The sequence below is a fragment of the Streptomyces olivochromogenes genome (genome assembly GCF_021538895.1).
In the GTDB taxonomy this organism is placed as follows: Bacteria; Actinomycetota; Actinomycetes; order Streptomycetales; family Streptomycetaceae; genus Streptomyces; species Streptomyces olivochromogenes_A.
In genome coordinates, this window is the sequence record NZ_JADDRL010000005.1 from 121,488 (window position 1) to 140,026 (window position 18,539).

Below are 18,539 nucleotides of genomic sequence, written 5' to 3' on the forward strand. Positions count from 1 at the left end.
TCCGGCGGCCACAAGCTCGTGGCATGGCGATCGACACCACCTCCTCACCCACAACTCCCCATCGAGACCTGCGCGAACCGCTCGACACCCCCCGGCTGTCGACGCGCGACCGGCTCGTCCTCTTCGTCCTGTGCGCGGCCCAGTTCATGGTCGCCCTGGACTTCTCCGTCCTGAACGTGGCCCTGCCCGACCTCGGCGCGGACCTCGGCATGAGCCGGTCCGCCCTCCAGTGGGCGGTCACCTCCTTCGCGCTCCCCTCGGGCGGCTTCCTGCTCCTGTTCGGCCGCGTCGGCGACCTGTACGGCCGCCGGCGGCTGTTCCTGTCCGGGCTGGCCCTGTTCGGCGCGGCCTCGCTGCTCGCCACGTTCGCCTGGGACCCGGCGTCCTTCCTGGCCGGACGGGCGTTGCAGGGCCTGGGCGCGGCGGCGATCGTGCCGACGGGCATGTCGCTGCTCACCACGACCTTCCCGGAGGGACCGGCCCGTGACCGCGCCCTGGGCGTCTCGGGCACGGTGCTGTCGCTGGGCTTCACGGTCGGCATGGTCGCGGGCGGTCTGCTCACCGACAACCTGGGCTGGCGCTCCACGATGGGGCTGCTGACCGTGTGCGCGCTGGTCGTGCTCCCGCTGGCGCCGGGGCTGCTGCCCGAGTCGCGCACCCCGGAGCGTCCGCGGCTGGACGTGCCCGGCGCGGTCACCGTCACCGGCGGTCTGCTGTCGCTGATCTACGCCCTGTCGACCGCCGCCGAGCAGGGCTTCGGCCGCGCGGACGTGCCGGCCGCGCTGGTCGTGGGCGTCCTGCTGCTCGCCGCCTTCGTCGCCGTCGAGTCCCGCTCGCCGTCCCCGCTGGTCTCGCTCCCGATGCTGCGCCGCCGCACGGTGGCCTGGGGCAACCTGGGCGGTCTGGTCACCTTCTCGATGATGTCGACGGTGGTCTTCGTCCTGACCCTGTACCTCCAGGAGACCCTCGGCCTGTCGGCCTTCCGGACGGGCCTGGTCTTCGGTGTGCAGGGCGCGCTGTCGGCGGTCGCGGGCCTCTGGGCCCCCAAGGTCATCGGCCGCTTCGGCGCCCGCCGCACGCTGGTCGGCTCGCTGGCCGGTCAGGGCGTCCTGGTCGCCGCGCTGCTCGGCCTGAACGCGCACCCCTGGTCGGTGTGGCTCGCCACGGCCGCCGTCTCGCTGGCCAGCATGTGCCACCTGGGCGCGATCATCTCGTACGGCCTGACGGTCACCTCCGGCGTCCCGGACGAGGAGCAGGGTCTGGCGACCGGTCTGGTCACCTCGACGCAGCAGGTCGGCATCACGGTCGGCATCCCGCTGCTCGGCGTCCTCGCCACCACCTCCGGCGACCTGCTGTCCGGCGTGCACGTCGTGCTGGCCCTGGACGCGGCGATCGTGCTGGCCGCGGCGGTGTTCGTCGGGCTCGGGCTGCGCTCCCGGTCAGGGGCGGTCGAGGCGGAGCCGGTCGGCGCGCGGTAGCCCGGCGACGACCAGGTCGTACGAGTCCTCGATGAGCTCCCGGACCAGGCGGTCCGGGAGTTCGCCGTCGACCGTGACGGTGTTCCAGTGCCGCTTGTTCATGTGGTAGCCGGGGACGATCAGACCCTCGTACTCGGTGCGCAGCCGGATCGCGTCCTCCGGGTCGCACTTGAGGTTCACCGTCAGCGGGCGGGCGTCCAGGGTGGTCAGGGCGAAGAGCTTGCCCAGCACCTTGAAGACGGACGTCTCGGGGCGGAACGGGAAGTCCTCCACCACCGCGTTGAAGGACAGGCAGCAGGAACGCAGTTGCTCCGGGGTCACCGCGGATCCGCCTCCTCGGCGGACTCCACCGGGCCCACCGGCTCCACCAGCACGGTCACGATCTTGTTCCGGCGGCCGGCGGCGGCCTCCGCCGTCAGCCGCAGCCTGCGACCGTCGGGCAGCTCGACCTCGGCGGAGGCGCCGGCGATGGGCACGCGGCCCAGTGCCTTGGCGAGCAGTCCGCCGACGGTCTCCACGTCCTCGTCGTCGTACTCCTCCAGGCCGTACAGCTCGCCGAGGTCGGTGATGTCGAGGCGGGCGGTGACCCGGTAGCAGTCGTCGCCGAGCTCCTCGACGGGCGGGAGTTCGCGGTCGTACTCGTCGGTGATCTCGCCGACGATCTCTTCCAGGATGTCCTCGATGGTGACGATGCCGGCGGTGCCGCCGTACTCGTCGATCACGACGGCGACGTGGTTGCGTTCCTTCTGCATCTCGCGCAGCAGATCGCCGGCGTTCTTGGTGTCGGGCACGAAGAAGGCGGGCCGCATGGCCGTGGACACCAGGTCGTTCTCGGCGTCGCGGCTGATGTGGGTCTTGCGGACCAGGTCCTTCAGATACACGATCCCGACGATGTCGTCCTCGCTCTCGCCGGTGACCGGGATGCGCGAGAAGCCGGAGCGCAGGGCGAGGGTGAGGGCCTGGCGGATGGTCTTGTACCGCTCGATGACGACCAGGTCGGTGCGCGGGACCATGACCTCACGCACCAGGGTGTCGCCGAGCTCGAAGACCGAGTGCACCATGCGGCGCTCCTCGTCCTCGATCAGCGACTCCTTCTCGGCCAGGTCGACCAGTGCGCGCAGCTCCGCCTCGGAGGCGAAGGGGCCGCGGCGGAAGCCCTTGCCCGGGGTGAGCGCGTTGCCGATGAGGATCAGCAGCGACGGGATCGGGCCCATGATCCGGGCCAGCGGCAGCAGCACGTAGGCGGCGGCCGTCGCCGTGTTCAGCGGGTGCTGGCGGCCGATGGTGCGCGGGGAGACGCCGACGGCGACGTACGACACGAGGACCATGACGCCGATCGCGGCGAGCAGGGCCTGCCAGGTCACGGCGATCTCCTGGAGGCAGGCGTAGGTCACCAGCGCCGCGGCCGCCATCTCGCAGGTGACGCGGACCAGCAGCGCCACGTTGAGATAGCGGGTCGGGTCGCCGGCGACCTGGGCGAGCCGGGCGCTGCCGCGCCGCCCGGACTTCACCGCCTCCTCGGCGCGGAAGCTGGAGACGCGCGCGATGCCGGCCTCCGCGCAGGCGGCCAGCCAGGCGACGACGACCAGCGCGATCGCGCCGAGGACGATCTGCGGACTCATACGACCCGCTTACGAGACCGTGGGCGCCGGGGAGGGGCCGGTCAGGCCCTTCTCCGCACGCCAGCCGTCCACGATGGCCGCCTGGAGGCCGAACATCTCGGCCTTCTCGTCCGGCTCCTCGTGGTCGTAGCCGAGCAGGTGCAGCACGCCATGGACGGTGAGCAGGTGGAGCTCCTCGTCCATGGAGTGCTGCGTGGGTGCCTCGGCGCCCTGCTTGGCGGCGACCTCCGGGCAGAGCACGATGTCGCCGAGGAGGCCCTGCGGGGGCTCCTCCTCGTCCTTGGACGGCGGCCGCAGCTCGTCCATCGGGAAGGACATGACATCGGTCGGGCCGGGCAGGTCCATCCACTGGATGTGCAACTGCTCCATGGCGTCGGCGTCCACGACGATCACCGAGAGCTCGGAGAGCGGGTGGATGCGCATCCGCGCGAGCGCGTAGCGGGCGATGTCGAGGATCGCCTGCTCATCGACCTCGGTTCCGGACTCGTTGTTGACGTCGATCGACATGGTGCTGCCGTGTCTCTACTTCCCCTTGTGCCCGGACCTGCCCCGGCCGCCCTTGTGGGTGCCGTTCTCGGTGCCGTGCTTGCTGTCGTACAACTCGTACGCGTCGACGATACGGCCCACCAGCTTGTGCCGTACGACATCGTGGGAGGACAGCCGGGAGAAGTGGACGTCCTCCAGGCCCTCCAGGATGTCCTGCACCTGCCGCAGACCGCTCTTGGTGCCGTTCGGCAGGTCGACCTGCGTCACGTCACCGGTGATCACGATCTTCGAGTCGAAGCCGAGACGGGTGAGGAACATCTTCATCTGCTCGGGGCTCGTGTTCTGGGCCTCGTCCAGGATGATGAAGGCGTCGTTGAGGGTGCGTCCGCGCATGTAGGCGAGCGGCGCGACCTCGATCGTCCCGGCCGCCATCAGACGCGGGATCGAGTCCGGGTCGAGCATGTCGTGCAGCGCGTCGTACAGCGGGCGCAGGTAGGGGTCGATCTTCTCGTAGAGCGTGCCGGGCAGGAAGCCCAGCCGCTCGCCGGCCTCGACCGCGGGGCGGGTCAGGATGATGCGGTTGACCTGCTTGGACTGCAGGGCCTGCACCGCCTTGGCCATGGCGAGGTAGGTCTTGCCGGTACCGGCGGGGCCGATGCCGAAGACGATCGTGTGCTTGTCGATCGCGTCGACGTACCGCTTCTGGTTGAGCGTCTTGGGGCGGATCGTGCGGCCGCGCGAGGACAGGATGTTCTGCGTCAGGACCTCGGCCGGGGTCTCCGCCGGGCCCTCCCCGTTCTCGCTCGCCCGCAGCATCGCGATCGAGCGTTCCACTGCGTCCTCCGTCATCGGCTGCCCGGTGCGGAGCACCAGCATCATCTCGTCGAACAGGCGCTGGATGAGGGCGACTTCACCGGCATCGCCGACCGCGCTGATCTCATTGCCCCGGACATGTATGTCGGCCCCGGGGAAGGCCTTCTCGATCACGCGCAGGAGGGAGTCGCCGGATCCCAGCACGGTGACCATCGGATGCTGGGCGGGGACCGTGAACTGTGCTCTCGCCTGCCCCTGCGCGGGGGTCTGAGCTGTGGGTGTCTGAGTCATGGGCCGGCGCTTAAGGCCTGCGGTTCCTCCTCGTCACGGCCGCGTAGCTGAGGGCGGCCTCGCGATTCCAAGGGTACGACGGGGGACTGACAACGCCGTAGGCCTTTTCCATGCCCTGGAACAGACCCGTGACGAGCCTCGGACCGGCCCTCACGCCGAGCGCCGGAACCCGATCGTCGGGACCGCCCGACGCAGCGGCCACGGCCGCACCTGCTCCTCCGGTGGCACGAGGCCGGCCAGGAACGCGTACCGCTCCAGTGCCGCCGGATCCTGCCCCGGCACCGAGCGCACCTTGCGCCACCAGGCGCCGATCTCCGACCAGCCGGGCGCCGACAGCGACCCCCCGAACTCCTGGACGGACAGGGCCGCCGTCAGGCCCGCGAAGGCGAGGCGGTCGGCGAGCGGCCAGCCGGCCAGGGTGCCGGTGACGAAGCCGGCGACGAAGACGTCGCCTGCACCGGTCGGGTCGAGGGCCTCCACGGCGATCGCGGGCACCTCGGCGGCCTCCCCGGTGCGGCGGTCCACCGCGTACGCGCCCTCGGAGCCGAGCGTCACCACCGCCACCGGTACGTGTGCGGTCAGGGCGTGGGCCGCCTCGCGGGGGCAGCCGGCGCCGGTGTAGCGCTTGGCCTCCTCGGCGTTGGGCAGGAAGGCCTCGCAGTGCTTCAGGTCGGGCAGCCCGGCCAGGTCCCAGGCGCCGGTCTCGTCCCAGCCCACGTCGGCGAAGACGCGGGTGCCCTTGCGCGCGGCCTGGGCGACCCAGGGGGCGCTGCTGCCGGGCGTGAGGGAGGCGACGGCGGCACGCGCGCGGGGCGGGCAGTCCGGCGCGGGCTCCTCCGGGGGCGGCTCGTGGCCGTGCGAGACCATCGTGCGCTCGCCCTCGTAGGCCATGGAGACGGTGACCGGGGAGTGCCAGCCCGGGACCGTGCGCGACAGGGCGAGGTCGATGCCCTCGCCCCGGGCGAGCGCGTCCCAGCAGTACTCGCCGTAGTGGTCGTCGCCGAAGGCTGCGGCGAGGGACGTCTTCAGGCCGAGGCGGGCCAGTGCCGTGGCCATGTTGGCGACCCCGCCGGGGCTGGAGCCCATCCCCCGGGCCCAGGACTCCGTTCCACGCACGGGGGCCGAGTCGAGCCCGGTGAAGATGATGTCCAGGAAGACGGTTCCCGTGAGGTAGACGTCCCAGGGCGGGTCGTCGGGCACGCGCAGGGCGGCGAGGGGGTCGACATGGGCCGGGCAGTGCGGGGCCCCGACAGTGAATTCCCGGTACTCCGGTTCCTCTCCGGCAAACGCGTTGGACGCGGTCACGGTGCGCTCCCTGCGGTGGTGCGGATCTGGCCAGTGTGCACCAGATCGCGGGGAGCGGCGGCGGTCGTGGCAGTGGCCTCCTACCAGCGGGGCACGGCCGGCGTGACCCAGCCGGGCTCGGCCACCCGCATCGCGGCGGCGTCGTCCCGGTCGCGCAGGGTTCCGTCGTCCTCGGCCCAACGGCGGTGCAGCGCGGCCAGCTTCTCGCGGTCCAGCTCGACGCCCAGCCCTGGTGCGTCGGACACGGCGATCCGCCCGCCGCGGCAGGCAAGCCGCTCGGTCAGGACGTCCTCCGACTGCCAGGGGTAGTGGGAGTCGCAGGCGTGCCGCAGGCCCGGGACGGTCGAGGCGACGTGGGTCATCGCGGCCAGGCTGATCCCCAGGTGGGTGTTGGAGTGCATGGAGATCCCGACGCCGAAGGTGGCGCAGAGAGCGGCCAGGTGCTGGGTGTTGCGCAGCCCGCCCCAGTAGTGGTGGTCGGAGAGAACCACCTGAACGGCGTCGCGGGCGAACGCCTCCTTGATCTCCGCGAACGTCGTCACGCACATGTTGGTGGCGAGCGGGACGTCGGTGCCCGCGGACACCTCGGCCATCGCCGGGGTGCCGAGCGCCGGGTCCTCCAGGTATTCGAGGACGTCCGCCAGCTCCTTCGCCACCTTCAGCGAGGTCGCCACGGACCAGGCGCCGTTGGGGTCCAGACGCAGGGGGTGGCCGGGGAACGCCTCCGCCAGGGCGCGTACGGCGGCGATCTCCTCGTCGGGCGGGAAGACACCGCCCTTGAGCTTGAAGGAGGCGAAGCCGTAGAGCTCCTTGAAGCGGCGTGCCTGGGCGACCACTCCGGCCGGGTCGAGGGCGGCGCCCCAGTCGTCCGCCTCGGCCCGCACGCCCTCGGGGTGGGCCGCCCACCTGTAGAAGAGGTAGGCGCTGTACTCGACCGCGTCGCGCACCTTGCCGCCGAGCAGCGCGTGCACGGGCAGGCCGAGCGCCTTGCCCTGGGCGTCCAGGCAGGCGACCTCGACGGCGGACAGGACGGACAGCCGCAGTTTGTCGGCGGTCTGCACCCCGCGCAGTCCGCCGACGTCGACGGCGTCCTCGACCCGGGACTCGTCCACGGCGAGGTCAAGGGTGAACAAGCTGTTCACATCCGTGACCCGGCGGCCGATCAGCCGGTCGGCGAGCGGGCGGGCCAATTCCAGGTACTTGGTGTCGCCGTACGTCTCGCCGAGGCCGGTGATCCCGTCGGCCGTCACCACCTCGACGATCAGCCGGGGGGTGTACGGCTGGTGCACGCCCTGCGTGTTCAGCAGCGGCGGGTCGGCGACCAGGATGGGCGTCAGCCGTACCTCGGCGATGGTCAGGTCGCGGGTCACAGGGCGGCTCCTACGAGGTCGAGTCCGGCGGCGAGCAGGGTCTTGAGGTCGGCGAGGTCGGCGGCGGACGGGTCGGTGAGCGGGGCGCGGACGGGGCCGACCCGGCAGCCGCGCAGCCGGGCCGCCGCCTTCACCAGGGACACCGCGTATCCGGGGGCGCGGTCGCGGAGTTCGACGAAGGGCACGTAGAACTCGCGCAGCAGCGTGTCGGCCGTGCCGTGGTCGCCGTCCCGCAGGGCTGCGAAGAAGGCGTCCGCGATCTCGGGGGCGAAGGCGTGGACGGCCGAGGAGTAGGCGGGGACGCCGACGGCGGCGTAGGCGCGGGCCTGGATCTCGGCGGTGGCGGCGCCGTTGAAGAAGAGGAAGTCCTCGGGTGCGGCGAGGGTGAGCCGCTGGAGGCGGTCGAGGTCGCTGTGGCCGTCCTTGAGGCCGACGACCCCGGGGATCTCGGTGATCCGCCGGAACGCCTCCACGCCGTAGGCCACTTGGCCGCGCTGGTAGGCGACGAGCGGCAGCCGGGTGCGGGCGGCCAGCTGCTCCAGCTGGACGACCAGGCCGCCTTGCGGGGCGGCGACCAGGTAGTGCGGCAGGACGAGCAGGGCGTCGGCGCCGGCCTCCTCGGCGATCCGGGCGAACCGGGCGGCCTGCGCCCAGCCGTATCCGGTGCCGGCCACCACGGGCACCCGGCCGGCCGCCTCCTCGACGGCGATCCCGACGACCCGCCGGTACTCGTCCTCGTCCAGCGAGAAGAACTCTCCGGTGCCGCAGGCCGGGAAGACGGCGCCGGGGGCGGTGGCGAGCCGGTCGGCGACATGGGCGCGCGAGCCGTCGGGGTCGAGGGTGCCGTCGTCGTGGAAGGCGGTCAGCGGGAAGGAGAGCACGCCGCGCGCCATCCCCTCCCGCAGTCCGCGCACCACGGTCTCCGTCCGCGTGTCACCGGCCACCGGCGCCATCTCCCCATGTAGACGTCATCCATGTATGAGAACAGAGGTTAGGTAGGGGAACGGCCGGCGTCAACGGCGCACCGACGAAGGCGCGACTGGAGACCCGGCCTCTCCCACCCCAAACAAAAGGTGTTCCAGATCACACCTCTTCCCCTTCTTCCGTAAACCACCTGCTTGATACAACTTGCTCGCGCGTTCCTGTCCATCGACGGTCGTCGCCCCTCTCCCCTTTCTGAGCCGCTCCTTTCGCATGCCCCGGGAACGCCCGTGTCCGCCCCCCGCACCACTCCCTGGCCCCTCCTCGCCCTTTTCACGGCCGGGTACCTCGCCCCCTACCTGCTCCCCACCACCGTCGGCAGACTCGACGCGGGACTCCCCCTCTCCGCCACCCAGGCGGGCGCCATCGGCAGCGCGCTGCTGCTGAGTTCGGCCGCGGCGGGCTTCCTGCTGGCGTCGAAGGTGGACCGTGTCGGGGCCCGCGCGCTCGCTCGCGCCGGTCTCGCACTGGCCGTCCTCGGCTACGGCGGCGCCGCCCTCACCAGCCTCGTACCGGCCGTCGTCGTGGGCGCGATCCTCGGCGGGTTCGGCTCGGGCACGGTCACCGCGGTCGCCGCCACCGGCATCGCCGGCCGGCCCGACCCGCACCGCGCCTCCACCCTCGGCCTGCTCGGCGTCTCCGCGCTCGCGGGCGCCATCTATCTGACGATCCCGCACCTCGGCGCGGGCCACGGACAGCCCCTGGCCGCGCTCGCGCTCACCGCGCTCGCCGTCTGGCCGCTCACCGGCCGCCTGTCCGCCCGTACCGCCCCCGTCCGCACCCCCGCGGACCGGCCCACGGCGAACGGACTCCCCCACCGGCGCCTGGGCCTCGTCCTCGCCGCCGCGATGCCCTGCTGGTCCCTGGCCCAGAACGCCCTGTGGGGCGTCAGCGGCCGCATCGGACTCGTCCAGGCACACCTCACCGAGGCGGCCGTCGGCGCGATCTTCGCGGTCGCGCTCGGCGCCGGACTGCTCGGGACCTTCGGGGCGGGCGCCCTCGGGCCGCGCATCGGCCGGGCGCTGCCCATCGGCGCGGGTACGGCGCTCATCGCGGTCTGTATCGCGGTCAGCGCCCGCGCCACCGACCTGAGGGGCTTCGCCCTGGGCGAGATCGCCTGGAACCTGCTCTACCCGATCGTGCTGTCGTACGTGATCGGCCTCGCCGCCTCCCTGGACCCGCGCGGCCGCTGGGCGGTGCTGGTCGGCTCCGCCGCGTCACTGGGCACGGCGGCCGGCCCACTGACCGGGAGCGTGCTGTCCGCGCGGGCGGGCTTCCCGGTCATGGGCGCGGTCCTCGCCGCGGGCCTGCTGGCGATCTCGGTGCCGTTGACCGCCGTCGCCCTGCGCGCGGGACGGCGGCCGCACCCGGTCGTGGAGATCCCGCTGGAGGCGCGGGCCGTACCCGACCGGCACGCCTACGACACGGCCTACGAGAACTCGTACGCCTCGACCTCGGCCAGGTAGCGGGCCCGCCGCTCCTCGTCGTCCTCCAGGAAGGAGGCGAGGAAGGAGTTGCGGGCCAGCTCGCGCATCTGCTCCTTGGTCAGCCCGAGGGCGTCGCGCACGGCGTGGTAGTTCTCGGCGACATAGCCGCCGAAGTACGCCGGGTCGTCGGAGTTGACCGTGCACAGCAGCCCGGCCTCGACCATGGCGCGCAGCGGGTGCTCGGCCAGCACGTCGACGGCGCGCAGCCGGACGTTGGAGAGCGGGCACAGGGTCAGCGGGATCCGCTCCCGCACCAGCCGCTCGACCAGCGCCGGGTCCTCCATGCAGCGCAGGCCGTGGTCCACGCGCTCGACGCCGAGCAGGTCCAGGGCCTCGGTGATGTAGGCCGGCGGCCCCTCCTCGCCCGCGTGCGCCACGCGCCGCAGACCGAGCGCGGCGGCGGCCTCGTACACCTCACGGAACTTCGCCGGAGGATGGCCGACCTCGGCCGAGTCGAGACCGACGCCGGTGATCCGGTCGAGGTACGGCCGGGCCGCCTCCAGGGTCTCCAGCGCCGAGTCGGCGGACTCGTCCCGCAGGAAGCACATGATCAGCCGGGTGGAGACACCGTGGTTCTCCTCGCTGCGGCCGAGGGCCCGCCACAGCCCGTCGACGACCGTGCCCATCGGCACGCCCCGGGCGATGTGCGCCTGCGGGTCGAAGAAGATCTCCGCGTGCCGCACGCCCTGCGCGGCGGCCCGGGCCAGGTAGGCGTCGGCCAGGTCGGCGAAGTCCTCCTCGGTGCGCAGCACGGCCATGAGCTCGTAGTACAGGTTCAGGAAGGACTGGAGGTCCTCGAAGTCGTACGCCTTGCGGAGCTCGTCGGTGTCCGCGTACGGGAGCCGGACGCCGTGGCGCTCGGCGAGCCGGAACGCCAGCTCGGGTTCCAGGGTGCCTTCGATGTGGAGGTGCAGTTCTGCTTTGGGGAGAGGCATCAAAGCATCGTAAACGGGATTTATTCGCGCTTCGGAACCGGCACTCGCAGAAGATCGTGCGCCACGGTCAGCTCCCCCTCGAAGCCGGCCGCGCGCGCCTGCCGTTCGAACTCCTCCGGCTCGGAGTAGCGCTGGCTGAAGTGGGTGAGCACGAGGTGGCGCACGCCCGCGTCCCGGGCCACGCCGGCCGCCTGGCCCGCCGTCAGGTGTCCGTGGTCCACGGCCAGTTCCAGGTCCTCGTCGAGGAAGGTGGACTCGATGACGAGCAGGTCGCAGCCCTGGGCGAGCGCGTACACCCCGTCGCACAGCCGCGTGTCCATCACGAACGCGAAGCGCTGTCCGCGCCGCGTCTCGCTGACGTCGTCGAGGCGCACGTCCCCGAGGACGCCCTCGCGCTGGATCCGTCCGACGTCCGGCCCTTTGATCCCGTACGCGGCGAGCCGCTCGGGCAGCATGCGGCGCCCGTCGGGCTCGACGAGCCGGTAGCCGTACGACTCGACCGGGTGGGACAGCTTGCGCGCCTGCAAGGTGTACGACGGGGTCACCGCCAGGTCGCCATCGGCGTCCACCGGCGCCTGGGTGAGCTCGACCGTCTCGCGGTAGGCGGTCGCATGCCGAAGCCGGTCGAAGAAGCGCTGCCCGGAGCGCGGGTAGTGCGCGGTGACCTCGTGCGGCACCTGGTCGAGGTTGATCCGCTGGATCACCCCGGCCAGGCCGAGGGAGTGGTCGCCGTGGAAGTGCGTGACGCAGATCCGGTTCAGGTCGTGCGCGGCGACCCCGGCGCGCAGCATCTGGCGCTGTGTGCCCTCGCCGGGGTCGAAGAGGATGCCCTCGCCGTCCCACCTCAGCAGGTAGCCGTTGTGGTTGCGGTGCCGGGTCGGGACCTGGCTGGCGGTGCCGAGCACCACGAGTTCACGGACGGACACGGCGACTTATCCGGGGGGCCACTGCAGGCCGCGGCCGCCGAGGATGTGCGCGTGGGTGTGCCAGACGGTCTGGCCTGCGCCGGTGCCGGTGTTGAAGACGATGCGGTAGCTCTCCAGCTTGTCCTCGTCGGCGACCGCCTTGGCCTCGCGCAGTATGTCGGCGGCGACGGCCGGTTCGGCGGCGGCGAGTGCGGCCGCGTCCTTGTAGTGCACCCGGGGGATCACCAGGACGTGGGTGGGCGCCTGGGGGTTGATGTCCCGGAAGGCGACGGTCGTCTCCGTCTCACGGACGATCGTCGCCGGAACCTCACCCGTGACGATCTTGCAGAACAGACAGTCGTCCTGCGGCTCCCCTGCCATGGTCCCTCCGGGGGTTGGGCGGTCTTGGTACCGGGGGGCATCGTATCGTTGCTGGGTGCGGGTGCGTGGGGGTTGATCGCGCAGTTCCCCGCGCCCCTTAAGTTGGCAAAGCCGGCGGGGTTTTTGGTGGGCGCTCCTCCAGTGACTCCAGTGCGATTCTGATCGCCTCGTCCAGTTGGGGGTCCCTGTTCGCTGCCCAGTCCTGGGGGCGGTGGACCACCTCCACGTCCGGGTCCACGCCGCGGTTCTCCACGTCCCAGCCGTAACCCTCCAGCCAGAACGCGTACTTGGGCTGGGTGATCAGGGTGCCGTCGACCAAGTGGTAACGGCTGTCGATGCCGATGACGCCGCCCCAGGTGCGGGTGCCGACCACCGGGCCGATGCCGAGGGCCTTGATCGCCGCGTTGACGATGTCGCCGTCGGAGCCGGAGAACTCGTTGGCGACGGCGACGACGGGGCCCCGGGGCGCGTTCTGCGGGTAGCTGTAGGGCCGCATGCCGCGCGGCAGGACCCAGCCGACGATGCGCCGGGCCAGCTTCTCCACGACCAGCTGGGAGGTGTGGCCGCCGCGGTTCTCCCGGACGTCGACGACCAGTCCCTCGCGGGCCACCTCGACGCGCAGGTCGCGGTGGATCTGGGCCCAGCCGGGGGCCTGCATGTCGGGCACGTGCAGATAGCCGAGGCGGCCCCCGGAGCGCTCGTGGACGTAGGCACGCCGGCCGGCGACCCAGTCGTGGTAGCGCAGCGGCTCCTCGTCGGCGATGGGGACCACGACCGCGTGCCGCGGATCGCCGCCGCCCGACGGCGAGATGGTGAGCTCGACCGGCTGTCCCGCCGTACCGACGAGCAGCGGTCCGGGGCCGGTCACCGGGTCGACGGGGTGGCCGCCTACGGCGACGATCGCGTCCCCGGCGCGCACGGCGACTCCGGGCGCGGCCAGCGGGGCGCGGGCCTGCGGGTCGGAGGTCTCCGAGGGCAGGATGCGGTCGACGCGCCAACTGCCGTCCGGGTGCCGGGAGATGTCGGCGCCGAGCAGACCCTGGCGCAGGCCGCCAGAGCCGCCCGACGGCTGGACGTAGGCGTGCGAGGTGCCGAGTTCGCCCTGCACCTCCCACAGCAGGTCGACGAGGTCGTCGTGGGTGGCGATGCGCGCGAGCAGCGGACGGTAGCGGTCGAGGACGCCGCCCCAGTCGACCCCGCTCAGGTCGGGCCGCCAGAAGTGGTCGCGCATGATGCGCCCGGCCTCGTCGTACATCTGCCGCCACTCGGCGGCCGGGTCGACGGTCTGCCGGACCCGGGCGAGGTCGACGGTGACACAGGTGTCGCCGTCGTCCTCGTGGCCGGCCCGCCGGTCGCTGGGGACCACCCGGAGCCGGCCGTCGGTCCACAGCAGGACGCGTTTGCCGTCGCCGCTGACCTCGAAGTGGTCGGCGTCGGCGGCGAGGTGCTCGACCCGCCGCTGGGCGAGGTCGTAGCGCTCCAGCTCCGTCTTGGGGTCGGGGTCCTCGGGGGTGGCCCGGGAGGCGCCGAGGACCCCCTGCACCGGGTGGCGCAGCCACAGCACGCCGTCCTTGGCCGCGCGCAGGTTGGAGTAGCGGGCGGCCTCGACCGGGAAGGGGACGATGCGGTCGGCGAGCCCTTCGAGGTCGACGCGGGTGGTGGGGGTGCCCTCGCTGTCCGGGGTCTCGTCCTTGTCCGGGGCCTCGAAGGGGCGGCCGTGCCGCTGCGGGCCGAACGGGGACGGCGTGGTCGCCGCCAGCGTGATCAGGTGCGGCCGGTCGCCGACCACGAAGGCCAGGTCGAAGACGTGCTCGTCGTAGACCGGGTCGAAGGAGCGGGTCGACAGGAAGACGAGGTGCTTGCCGTCGAGGGTGAACGCGGGCGCGTAGTCCTGGAAGCGCAGCGGGGTCGCCTCGGTCACCGACAGGTCGGTGGTGTGGGCGAGCCGGATCTGGGAGAGGGGGCGCGGGCCGGGGTGCGACCAGGCGAGCCAGGCCGAGTCGGGCGAGAAGGCCAGCCCGGACACCTCGCCGTCCTCGCTGCGGTCGACCTCGCGGACCTCGCCGCTCTCCCGCTCGACGAGCAGCAGCCGCCCGTCGTGCGCGGCGACGGCGGCCCGGCTGCCGTCGGGGGCCATGGCCAGTTCCAGGACCCGGCCGAGCCGCCCCGCGGCGAGCCGGCGCGGGGTCGCGCCTGGGGCCGGTCCGGTGGCGGGGGCGAACTCCAGGGCGTCGTCGCCCTCGGCGTCGGTCACCCACGCCACCCAGTCCTCGCCCTCCGTACGGAAGGTGCGCGGCAGCCGGGCACGTACGCCGGGCCGCGCGGCCAGGGCGCGAGCGGGACCGGAGCGGTGGGTGACCCAGTGGACGGCGCCGCGCACGGAGACGGCGCTGCCGCGCGCGCCGTGGTCGGGGGACGCGGCCCCGAACCAGCGGGCGGCGTCCACCGGGTAGGGCTGCAGGTCCACGCGCGGCCCGCCGAGCCGCACGTCGAGCCGCCTGGGCTCGGCGCCCTCCAGGTCGTCGAGGAGCCACAGTTCGCCGGCGCTGGAGTAGACGACCCGGCTGCCGTCGGTGGCGGCGTACCGGGCGTAGAAGCCGTCGAGTGGTGTGTGCCGGCGCAGGTCGGAGCCGTCGGCGAGGGAGGAGTAGAGCGCGCCGGTGCCCTCGTGGTCGGAGAGGAACGCGATCCTCTCCGAGGTTCCCTGCTCCGCTCGAACAGGAGGGACCCCCGTCCCCACCCACAGCGGGCACTCGATGTTCCCGTCCAGCCCCTCGTGCAGCCGTACGAACTCGCCGGCGCCTTCTTCACCTTCGGCGGAACGGTCGATCCACAACTTGCCCGCCGTACCGCCCCGGTAGCGCTTCCACCAGGCGGCCTCGCGGCCCATCGGCGCCGAGAGCAGGACGGTGTGCGGCCCGAAGGCGACGTCGCCGACCGGCCCGTACGGCAGGGTGGTGGCCGGTCCGCCGTCGAGCGGGACGGCACGCAGCCAGGTGCGGCGCAGGCTGGGCTGGCCCTGGGTGCTGAGCGCGAGGACCTGTCCGTCCGGGGTCCAGCCGCACACGCGGGTCTTCCAACTGCCCCAGTGGGTCAGCCGCTTGGCGGGGCCGCCGGCGACCGGCGCGATGTGCACCTCGGGTGCGCCGTCGCGGGTGGAGGTCCAGGCGAGGGTGCTGCCGTCGGGCGAGATGCGCGGGTGGCTCACCGGCACGTTGTCGGCGCTGACCCGCCAGGCCCGGCCGCCGTCGAGGGGCGCGAGCCACACGTCGTCCTCGGCGGTGAAGGCGACCAGGTCGCCGTGCGGGTGCGGGAACCGGAGATACCCGAGATACGCAGAGGATCCTGCCGAACCCGTCGCTGTCGACTCAGTCACCCGCTCACCATAAGCACCGTACGAAGTCCGTGAACCCGGTTTCGGATCACTTGCCTTCCACCGGCCAGCAGGTCGGGTCGCCCTTGCACCAGATCGTCCGGGTGACCGTGACGGTGGGGCCGGGCTGCCGGCCGTGCGAGGGCCGGTAGGTGACCGGTGGCTTGTACGTCGGTCCGGGCCTGGCCTTGCAGTTGCCGAGGCCCTTGACGTGGAACCACTGTTTGCCGCCGACCTTGGCGACCAGGTCGCCGCGTACGCACGCGCCGTCGACGGCCTTGGTGACCTTGCCGGTGACGGTGATCTTGCGGCCGTCCTTCGTCTGGCCCTGGCAGTCGACCGAGACGACCGTGCTCTCGGACGGCGAGGCGGTCTTCCCGGGCGAGTGGCCCTTGTTGCCGTAATGGCCGGTGCAGCTGAGCCAGTTCACGTCGACGTGCTGCCGTTTGAGCTCGGCAGTCGCCGTCAGGTCGGTGGTGTACGCCACCGTCGCCGTGTTCAGATCACCCGGCTGGCACGCCACGACACCGCCCACGGCGAGCGCCACGAGCCCTGCCACTGCCGCCGCCCGCGTCCCGCGGGGCCGACGCGAATTCCACCTCGATGCCCCCATGCAGGGCAGCCTGCCACCGAGACCGGCGGGGCGGTAGGGGGCATATGGCCACTCACCTGTTCGACCACTTCACCCTTGAGTGGCCCTGCGGCCCCGGCCGACCGTGGCTCGACCGGACGTGCGGCGAGGCCGGCCGGGGCGCGTCGCCGTCAGGTGCGCAGCAGCAGCCACTCCTGGAGCTCCACGAGGTTGCCCTCGGGGTCCTTGAGATGGGCGACGAGCATGCGCTCGCTCATGGGGGCCGGGCCGTGGATCAGGGTGGCGCCGCGGGAGGTGATCTCCGCGCAGTAGGTGTCGAGGTCGTCCACGCGCAGCACCACCAGGGAGCGGTGGCCGGTCGCCGTGTCGCCCAGTTCGCCGAGGACCTCGGCCATGACCGTGCGGTCCTGCAGCGCGATTCCCGCGGAGCCTATGTGCGGGCTGAACTTCTCGTAGGGACCCTCGGTCGCCCCGGACTGGGGCTTGAGGCCGAGGACTTCGGCGTAGAAGTGGTAGCAGGCGGCGAAGTCGGTGACGAGCAGCCGGACCTGTGCGAGTTCCACGGTGTCTTCCCCCAGGGGGTCAGGACCAGCGTCCGGTACGGCCCAGGAGGAGGGCCGCCGCCGCGGTCCCGGCGGTCGATGTACGCAGCACGGTAGCCCCCAGGACGTACGCCTTGGCACCCGCATCGTGAAACAGCGCCAACTCCTCGCGACAGACGCCGCCTTCAGGACCGACGACCAACACGATCTCGCCATCGGTGGGGAGTTCGGCGGTGGCGAGGGGCTCGGAGCCGTACTCGAAGTCGGAGTGGAGGACGGCGGCGAAGTCGGCTTTGGCGAGAAGTGCGGCAACCTGCTTGGTCGTCGCCGCGTCCGCGATCTCGGGGAAGCGGACCCGGCGGGACTGCTTGCCGGCCTCGCGGGCGGTGGCCCGCCACTTGCCGAGCGCCTTCAGACCGCGGTCGCCCTTCCACTGGGTGATGCAGCGCGCGGCCTGCCACGGCACGATCGCGTCGACGCCGACCTCGGTCATGGTCTCGACGGCCACCTCGCCGCGGTCGCCCTTGGGCAGGGCCTGGACGACGGTGATCCGCGGGGACCCCTCCGGCTCCTCGTCCACCGTGCTCATGTGGACGATCAGCCGGTCCTTGCCCTCGGTGCCGATCACGTCGCACACCGCGTAACGCCCGGCGCCGTCGGTGAGGACGACCTCCTCCCCGGGCTGGAGCCGCTTCACGGAGACCGCGTGCCGCCCCTCGGGCCCGTCGAGGACGTACTGCCCGCCGCCGCCCGCGCGGAAGTGCTCGACGACGAAGACGGGCGCCGTCATCGCGGATCACCGCCGGTCACGGGAGAGGCCGACAACGCTGTCCGGGCCTCGGCGAGTTCGGACGCCAGGATCTCCACCAGCTGCCCGGCCGGCAGCTCGCGGGCCATCCGGTGGCCCTGGCCCGCCCACAGGGCCATGCCCTGCGCGTCACCGGCCTTGGCGGCGGCCTTGCGCAGCGGCGAGGTCAGGTGGTGGACCTCGGGGTAGGCGGCGGGGGCGTACGGGCCGTGCTCGCGCAGGAAGCGGTTGACCAGGCCGCGGGCCGGGCGGCCGGAGAACGCGCGGGTCAGCTCCGTGCGGGCGAACAGGGGGTTGGTCAGCGCCTGCTTGTGCAGGACGTTCGCGCCGGACTCGGGGGTGGCGAGGAACGCGGTGCCGAGCTGGGCCGCGCTCGCGCCCGCCGCGAGGACCGCGGCGATCTGGCTGCCGCGCATGATGCCGCCGGCGGCGACGACCGGGATGTCCACGGTCTCGCGGATCTGGGCGATGAGGGAGAGCAGTCCGGTGCCGGAGCCGTCGTTCTCCTTGATGTCCCGGTGGGTGCCCTGGTGGCCGCCGGCCTCCACGCCCTGCGCGATCACCGCGTCGGCGCCGGCCCGCTGCACCGCGAGGGCCTCCTCGGCGGTGGTCGCGGTGACCAGGGTGAGGGTGCCGACGCGGCGCAGGGAGTCCAGCGCGTCGCGGGTCGGCACGCCGAAGTGGAAGGAGACCACCGGCACCGGGTTGTCGAGCAGGACCGCGAGCTTGGCGTCGTAGCCGTCGTCGCGGCCGCTGTCCGGGTCGCCGAGCTCGGTCTCGTACCAGGCGGCCTCGCCGGCCAGCTGGTTGGCGTAGAGCTCCACGGCGCCGGACTCGGCGTACTCCGGCTGCGGCATGAACACGTTCACGCCGAAGGGGCGGTTCGTGAGTCCCCGCAGCTGCTTGATCTCCTGGTACATCCCGTCGGCGGTCTTGTACCCGGCGGCGAGGAACCCGAGACCGCCCGCCTCGGACACGGCGGCGGCGAGCTGCGGCACGGAGACACCGCCCGCCATGGGGGCCTGCACGATCGGCTGGGGGAAGAGATCGGTCAGTGCGGAGGACATGACCGCATGTTGTCACGTCCCCCGAACAAGTCCGAATCCGGCCGTCCGATGGCATACGCCACCGGCAAGCCGGGCCTCCGGGCGCCCCGGGGCCCGTCGGCTC

The 18,539-nt window shown here is 72.6% G+C and carries 17 protein-coding genes; 2 read left to right on the plus strand and 15 right to left on the minus strand.

Annotated features, from left to right (window positions below):
* The first annotated feature begins 23 nt into the window (after positions 1 to 23).
* On the plus strand, positions 24 to 1,478 hold the full coding sequence (locus tag IPZ69_RS04150) for an MFS transporter (RefSeq protein WP_235452287.1): 1,455 nt from the start codon (positions 24 to 26) through the stop codon (positions 1,476 to 1,478).
* Here IPZ69_RS04150 and IPZ69_RS04155 read toward each other — a convergent pair.
* The 7 genes from IPZ69_RS04155 to IPZ69_RS04185 all read right to left on the minus strand — a co-directional run bounded on the left by IPZ69_RS04155 (position 1,440) and on the right by IPZ69_RS04185 (position 8,318).
* Entirely contained in the window at positions 1,440 to 1,799 is a 360-nt protein-coding gene (locus IPZ69_RS04155) for an MmcQ/YjbR family DNA-binding protein (protein ID WP_235452289.1), read from the minus strand. The two genes, IPZ69_RS04150 and IPZ69_RS04155, sit on opposite strands and share 39 nt — an antisense overlap.
* Entirely contained in the window at positions 1,796 to 3,100 is a 1,305-nt protein-coding gene (locus IPZ69_RS04160) for a hemolysin family protein (RefSeq protein WP_235452290.1), read from the minus strand. Before IPZ69_RS04160 ends, IPZ69_RS04155 begins: the two co-directional genes overlap by 4 nt.
* A 9-nt stretch (positions 3,101 to 3,109) precedes the next feature.
* Positions 3,110 to 3,607, minus strand: a complete 498-nt coding sequence (ybeY, locus tag IPZ69_RS04165; RefSeq protein ID WP_235452291.1) for an rRNA maturation RNase YbeY — start codon at positions 3,605 to 3,607, stop codon at positions 3,110 to 3,112.
* A gap of 15 nt (positions 3,608 to 3,622) precedes the next feature.
* Positions 3,623 to 4,690, minus strand: coding sequence for a PhoH family protein (locus IPZ69_RS04170; protein WP_235452292.1), 1,068 nt, complete (start codon positions 4,688 to 4,690; stop codon positions 3,623 to 3,625).
* 150 nt (positions 4,691 to 4,840) lie between these two features.
* A complete protein-coding gene (locus IPZ69_RS04175) occupies positions 4,841 to 5,995 on the minus strand; it encodes a carbohydrate kinase family protein (protein WP_374292742.1) in 1,155 nt (384 codons plus the stop codon).
* Positions 5,996 to 6,075: 80 nt separating this feature from the next.
* Complete coding sequence (locus IPZ69_RS04180) at positions 6,076 to 7,365, minus strand: glucarate dehydratase family protein (protein WP_235452293.1); 1,290 nt, start codon at positions 7,363 to 7,365, stop codon at positions 6,076 to 6,078.
* A complete protein-coding gene (locus IPZ69_RS04185) occupies positions 7,362 to 8,318 on the minus strand; it encodes a 5-dehydro-4-deoxyglucarate dehydratase (protein ID WP_235452294.1) in 957 nt (318 codons plus the stop codon). Before IPZ69_RS04185 ends, IPZ69_RS04180 begins: the two co-directional genes overlap by 4 nt.
* A gap of 258 nt (positions 8,319 to 8,576) precedes the next feature.
* Between IPZ69_RS04185 and IPZ69_RS04190 the strand changes: the two genes are divergently transcribed.
* Positions 8,577 to 9,812 (plus strand): MFS transporter, encoded by a 1,236-nt coding sequence (locus IPZ69_RS04190; RefSeq protein ID WP_235452295.1) that lies wholly within the window; start codon positions 8,577 to 8,579, stop codon positions 9,810 to 9,812.
* Here the strand turns inward: IPZ69_RS04190 and IPZ69_RS04195 are convergent.
* The 8 genes from IPZ69_RS04195 to IPZ69_RS04230 form a co-directional block, all read right to left on the minus strand.
* The gene (locus IPZ69_RS04195) at positions 9,776 to 10,768 is read right to left on the minus strand and encodes an adenosine deaminase (protein ID WP_235452296.1); all 993 of its coding nucleotides are present in this window, start codon (positions 10,766 to 10,768) and stop codon (positions 9,776 to 9,778) included. The two genes, IPZ69_RS04190 and IPZ69_RS04195, sit on opposite strands and share 37 nt — an antisense overlap.
* A 20-nt stretch (positions 10,769 to 10,788) precedes the next feature.
* Positions 10,789 to 11,694: a ribonuclease Z gene (locus IPZ69_RS04200; RefSeq protein WP_235452297.1), complete on the minus strand. Its 906-nt coding sequence runs from the start codon at positions 11,692 to 11,694 to the stop codon at positions 10,789 to 10,791.
* A 6-nt stretch (positions 11,695 to 11,700) separates the two neighbouring features.
* Positions 11,701 to 12,054: a histidine triad nucleotide-binding protein gene (locus IPZ69_RS04205; RefSeq protein WP_235452298.1), complete on the minus strand. Its 354-nt coding sequence runs from the start codon at positions 12,052 to 12,054 to the stop codon at positions 11,701 to 11,703.
* Between the two features lie 97 nt (positions 12,055 to 12,151).
* Complete coding sequence (locus IPZ69_RS04210; protein WP_235452332.1) at positions 12,152 to 15,349, minus strand: S41 family peptidase; 3,198 nt, start codon at positions 15,347 to 15,349, stop codon at positions 12,152 to 12,154.
* A gap of 127 nt (positions 15,350 to 15,476) precedes the next feature.
* Positions 15,477 to 15,986 carry a hypothetical protein gene (locus tag IPZ69_RS04215; RefSeq protein WP_235452300.1) on the minus strand — a complete coding sequence of 170 codons (510 nt, stop codon included), beginning with the start codon at positions 15,984 to 15,986 and terminating at the stop codon, positions 15,477 to 15,479.
* A gap of 203 nt (positions 15,987 to 16,189) precedes the next feature.
* Positions 16,190 to 16,582: a VOC family protein gene (locus IPZ69_RS04220; protein ID WP_235452302.1), complete on the minus strand. Its 393-nt coding sequence runs from the start codon at positions 16,580 to 16,582 to the stop codon at positions 16,190 to 16,192.
* Positions 16,583 to 16,601: 19 nt separating this feature from the next.
* Complete coding sequence (locus tag IPZ69_RS04225) at positions 16,602 to 17,351, minus strand: 16S rRNA (uracil(1498)-N(3))-methyltransferase (protein WP_235452303.1); 750 nt, start codon at positions 17,349 to 17,351, stop codon at positions 16,602 to 16,604.
* Complete coding sequence (locus tag IPZ69_RS04230; RefSeq protein ID WP_235452304.1) at positions 17,348 to 18,436, minus strand: nitronate monooxygenase; 1,089 nt, start codon at positions 18,434 to 18,436, stop codon at positions 17,348 to 17,350. The genes IPZ69_RS04225 and IPZ69_RS04230 overlap by 4 nt, the downstream gene beginning before the upstream one ends.
* Positions 18,437 to 18,539: the final 103 nt, after the last annotated feature.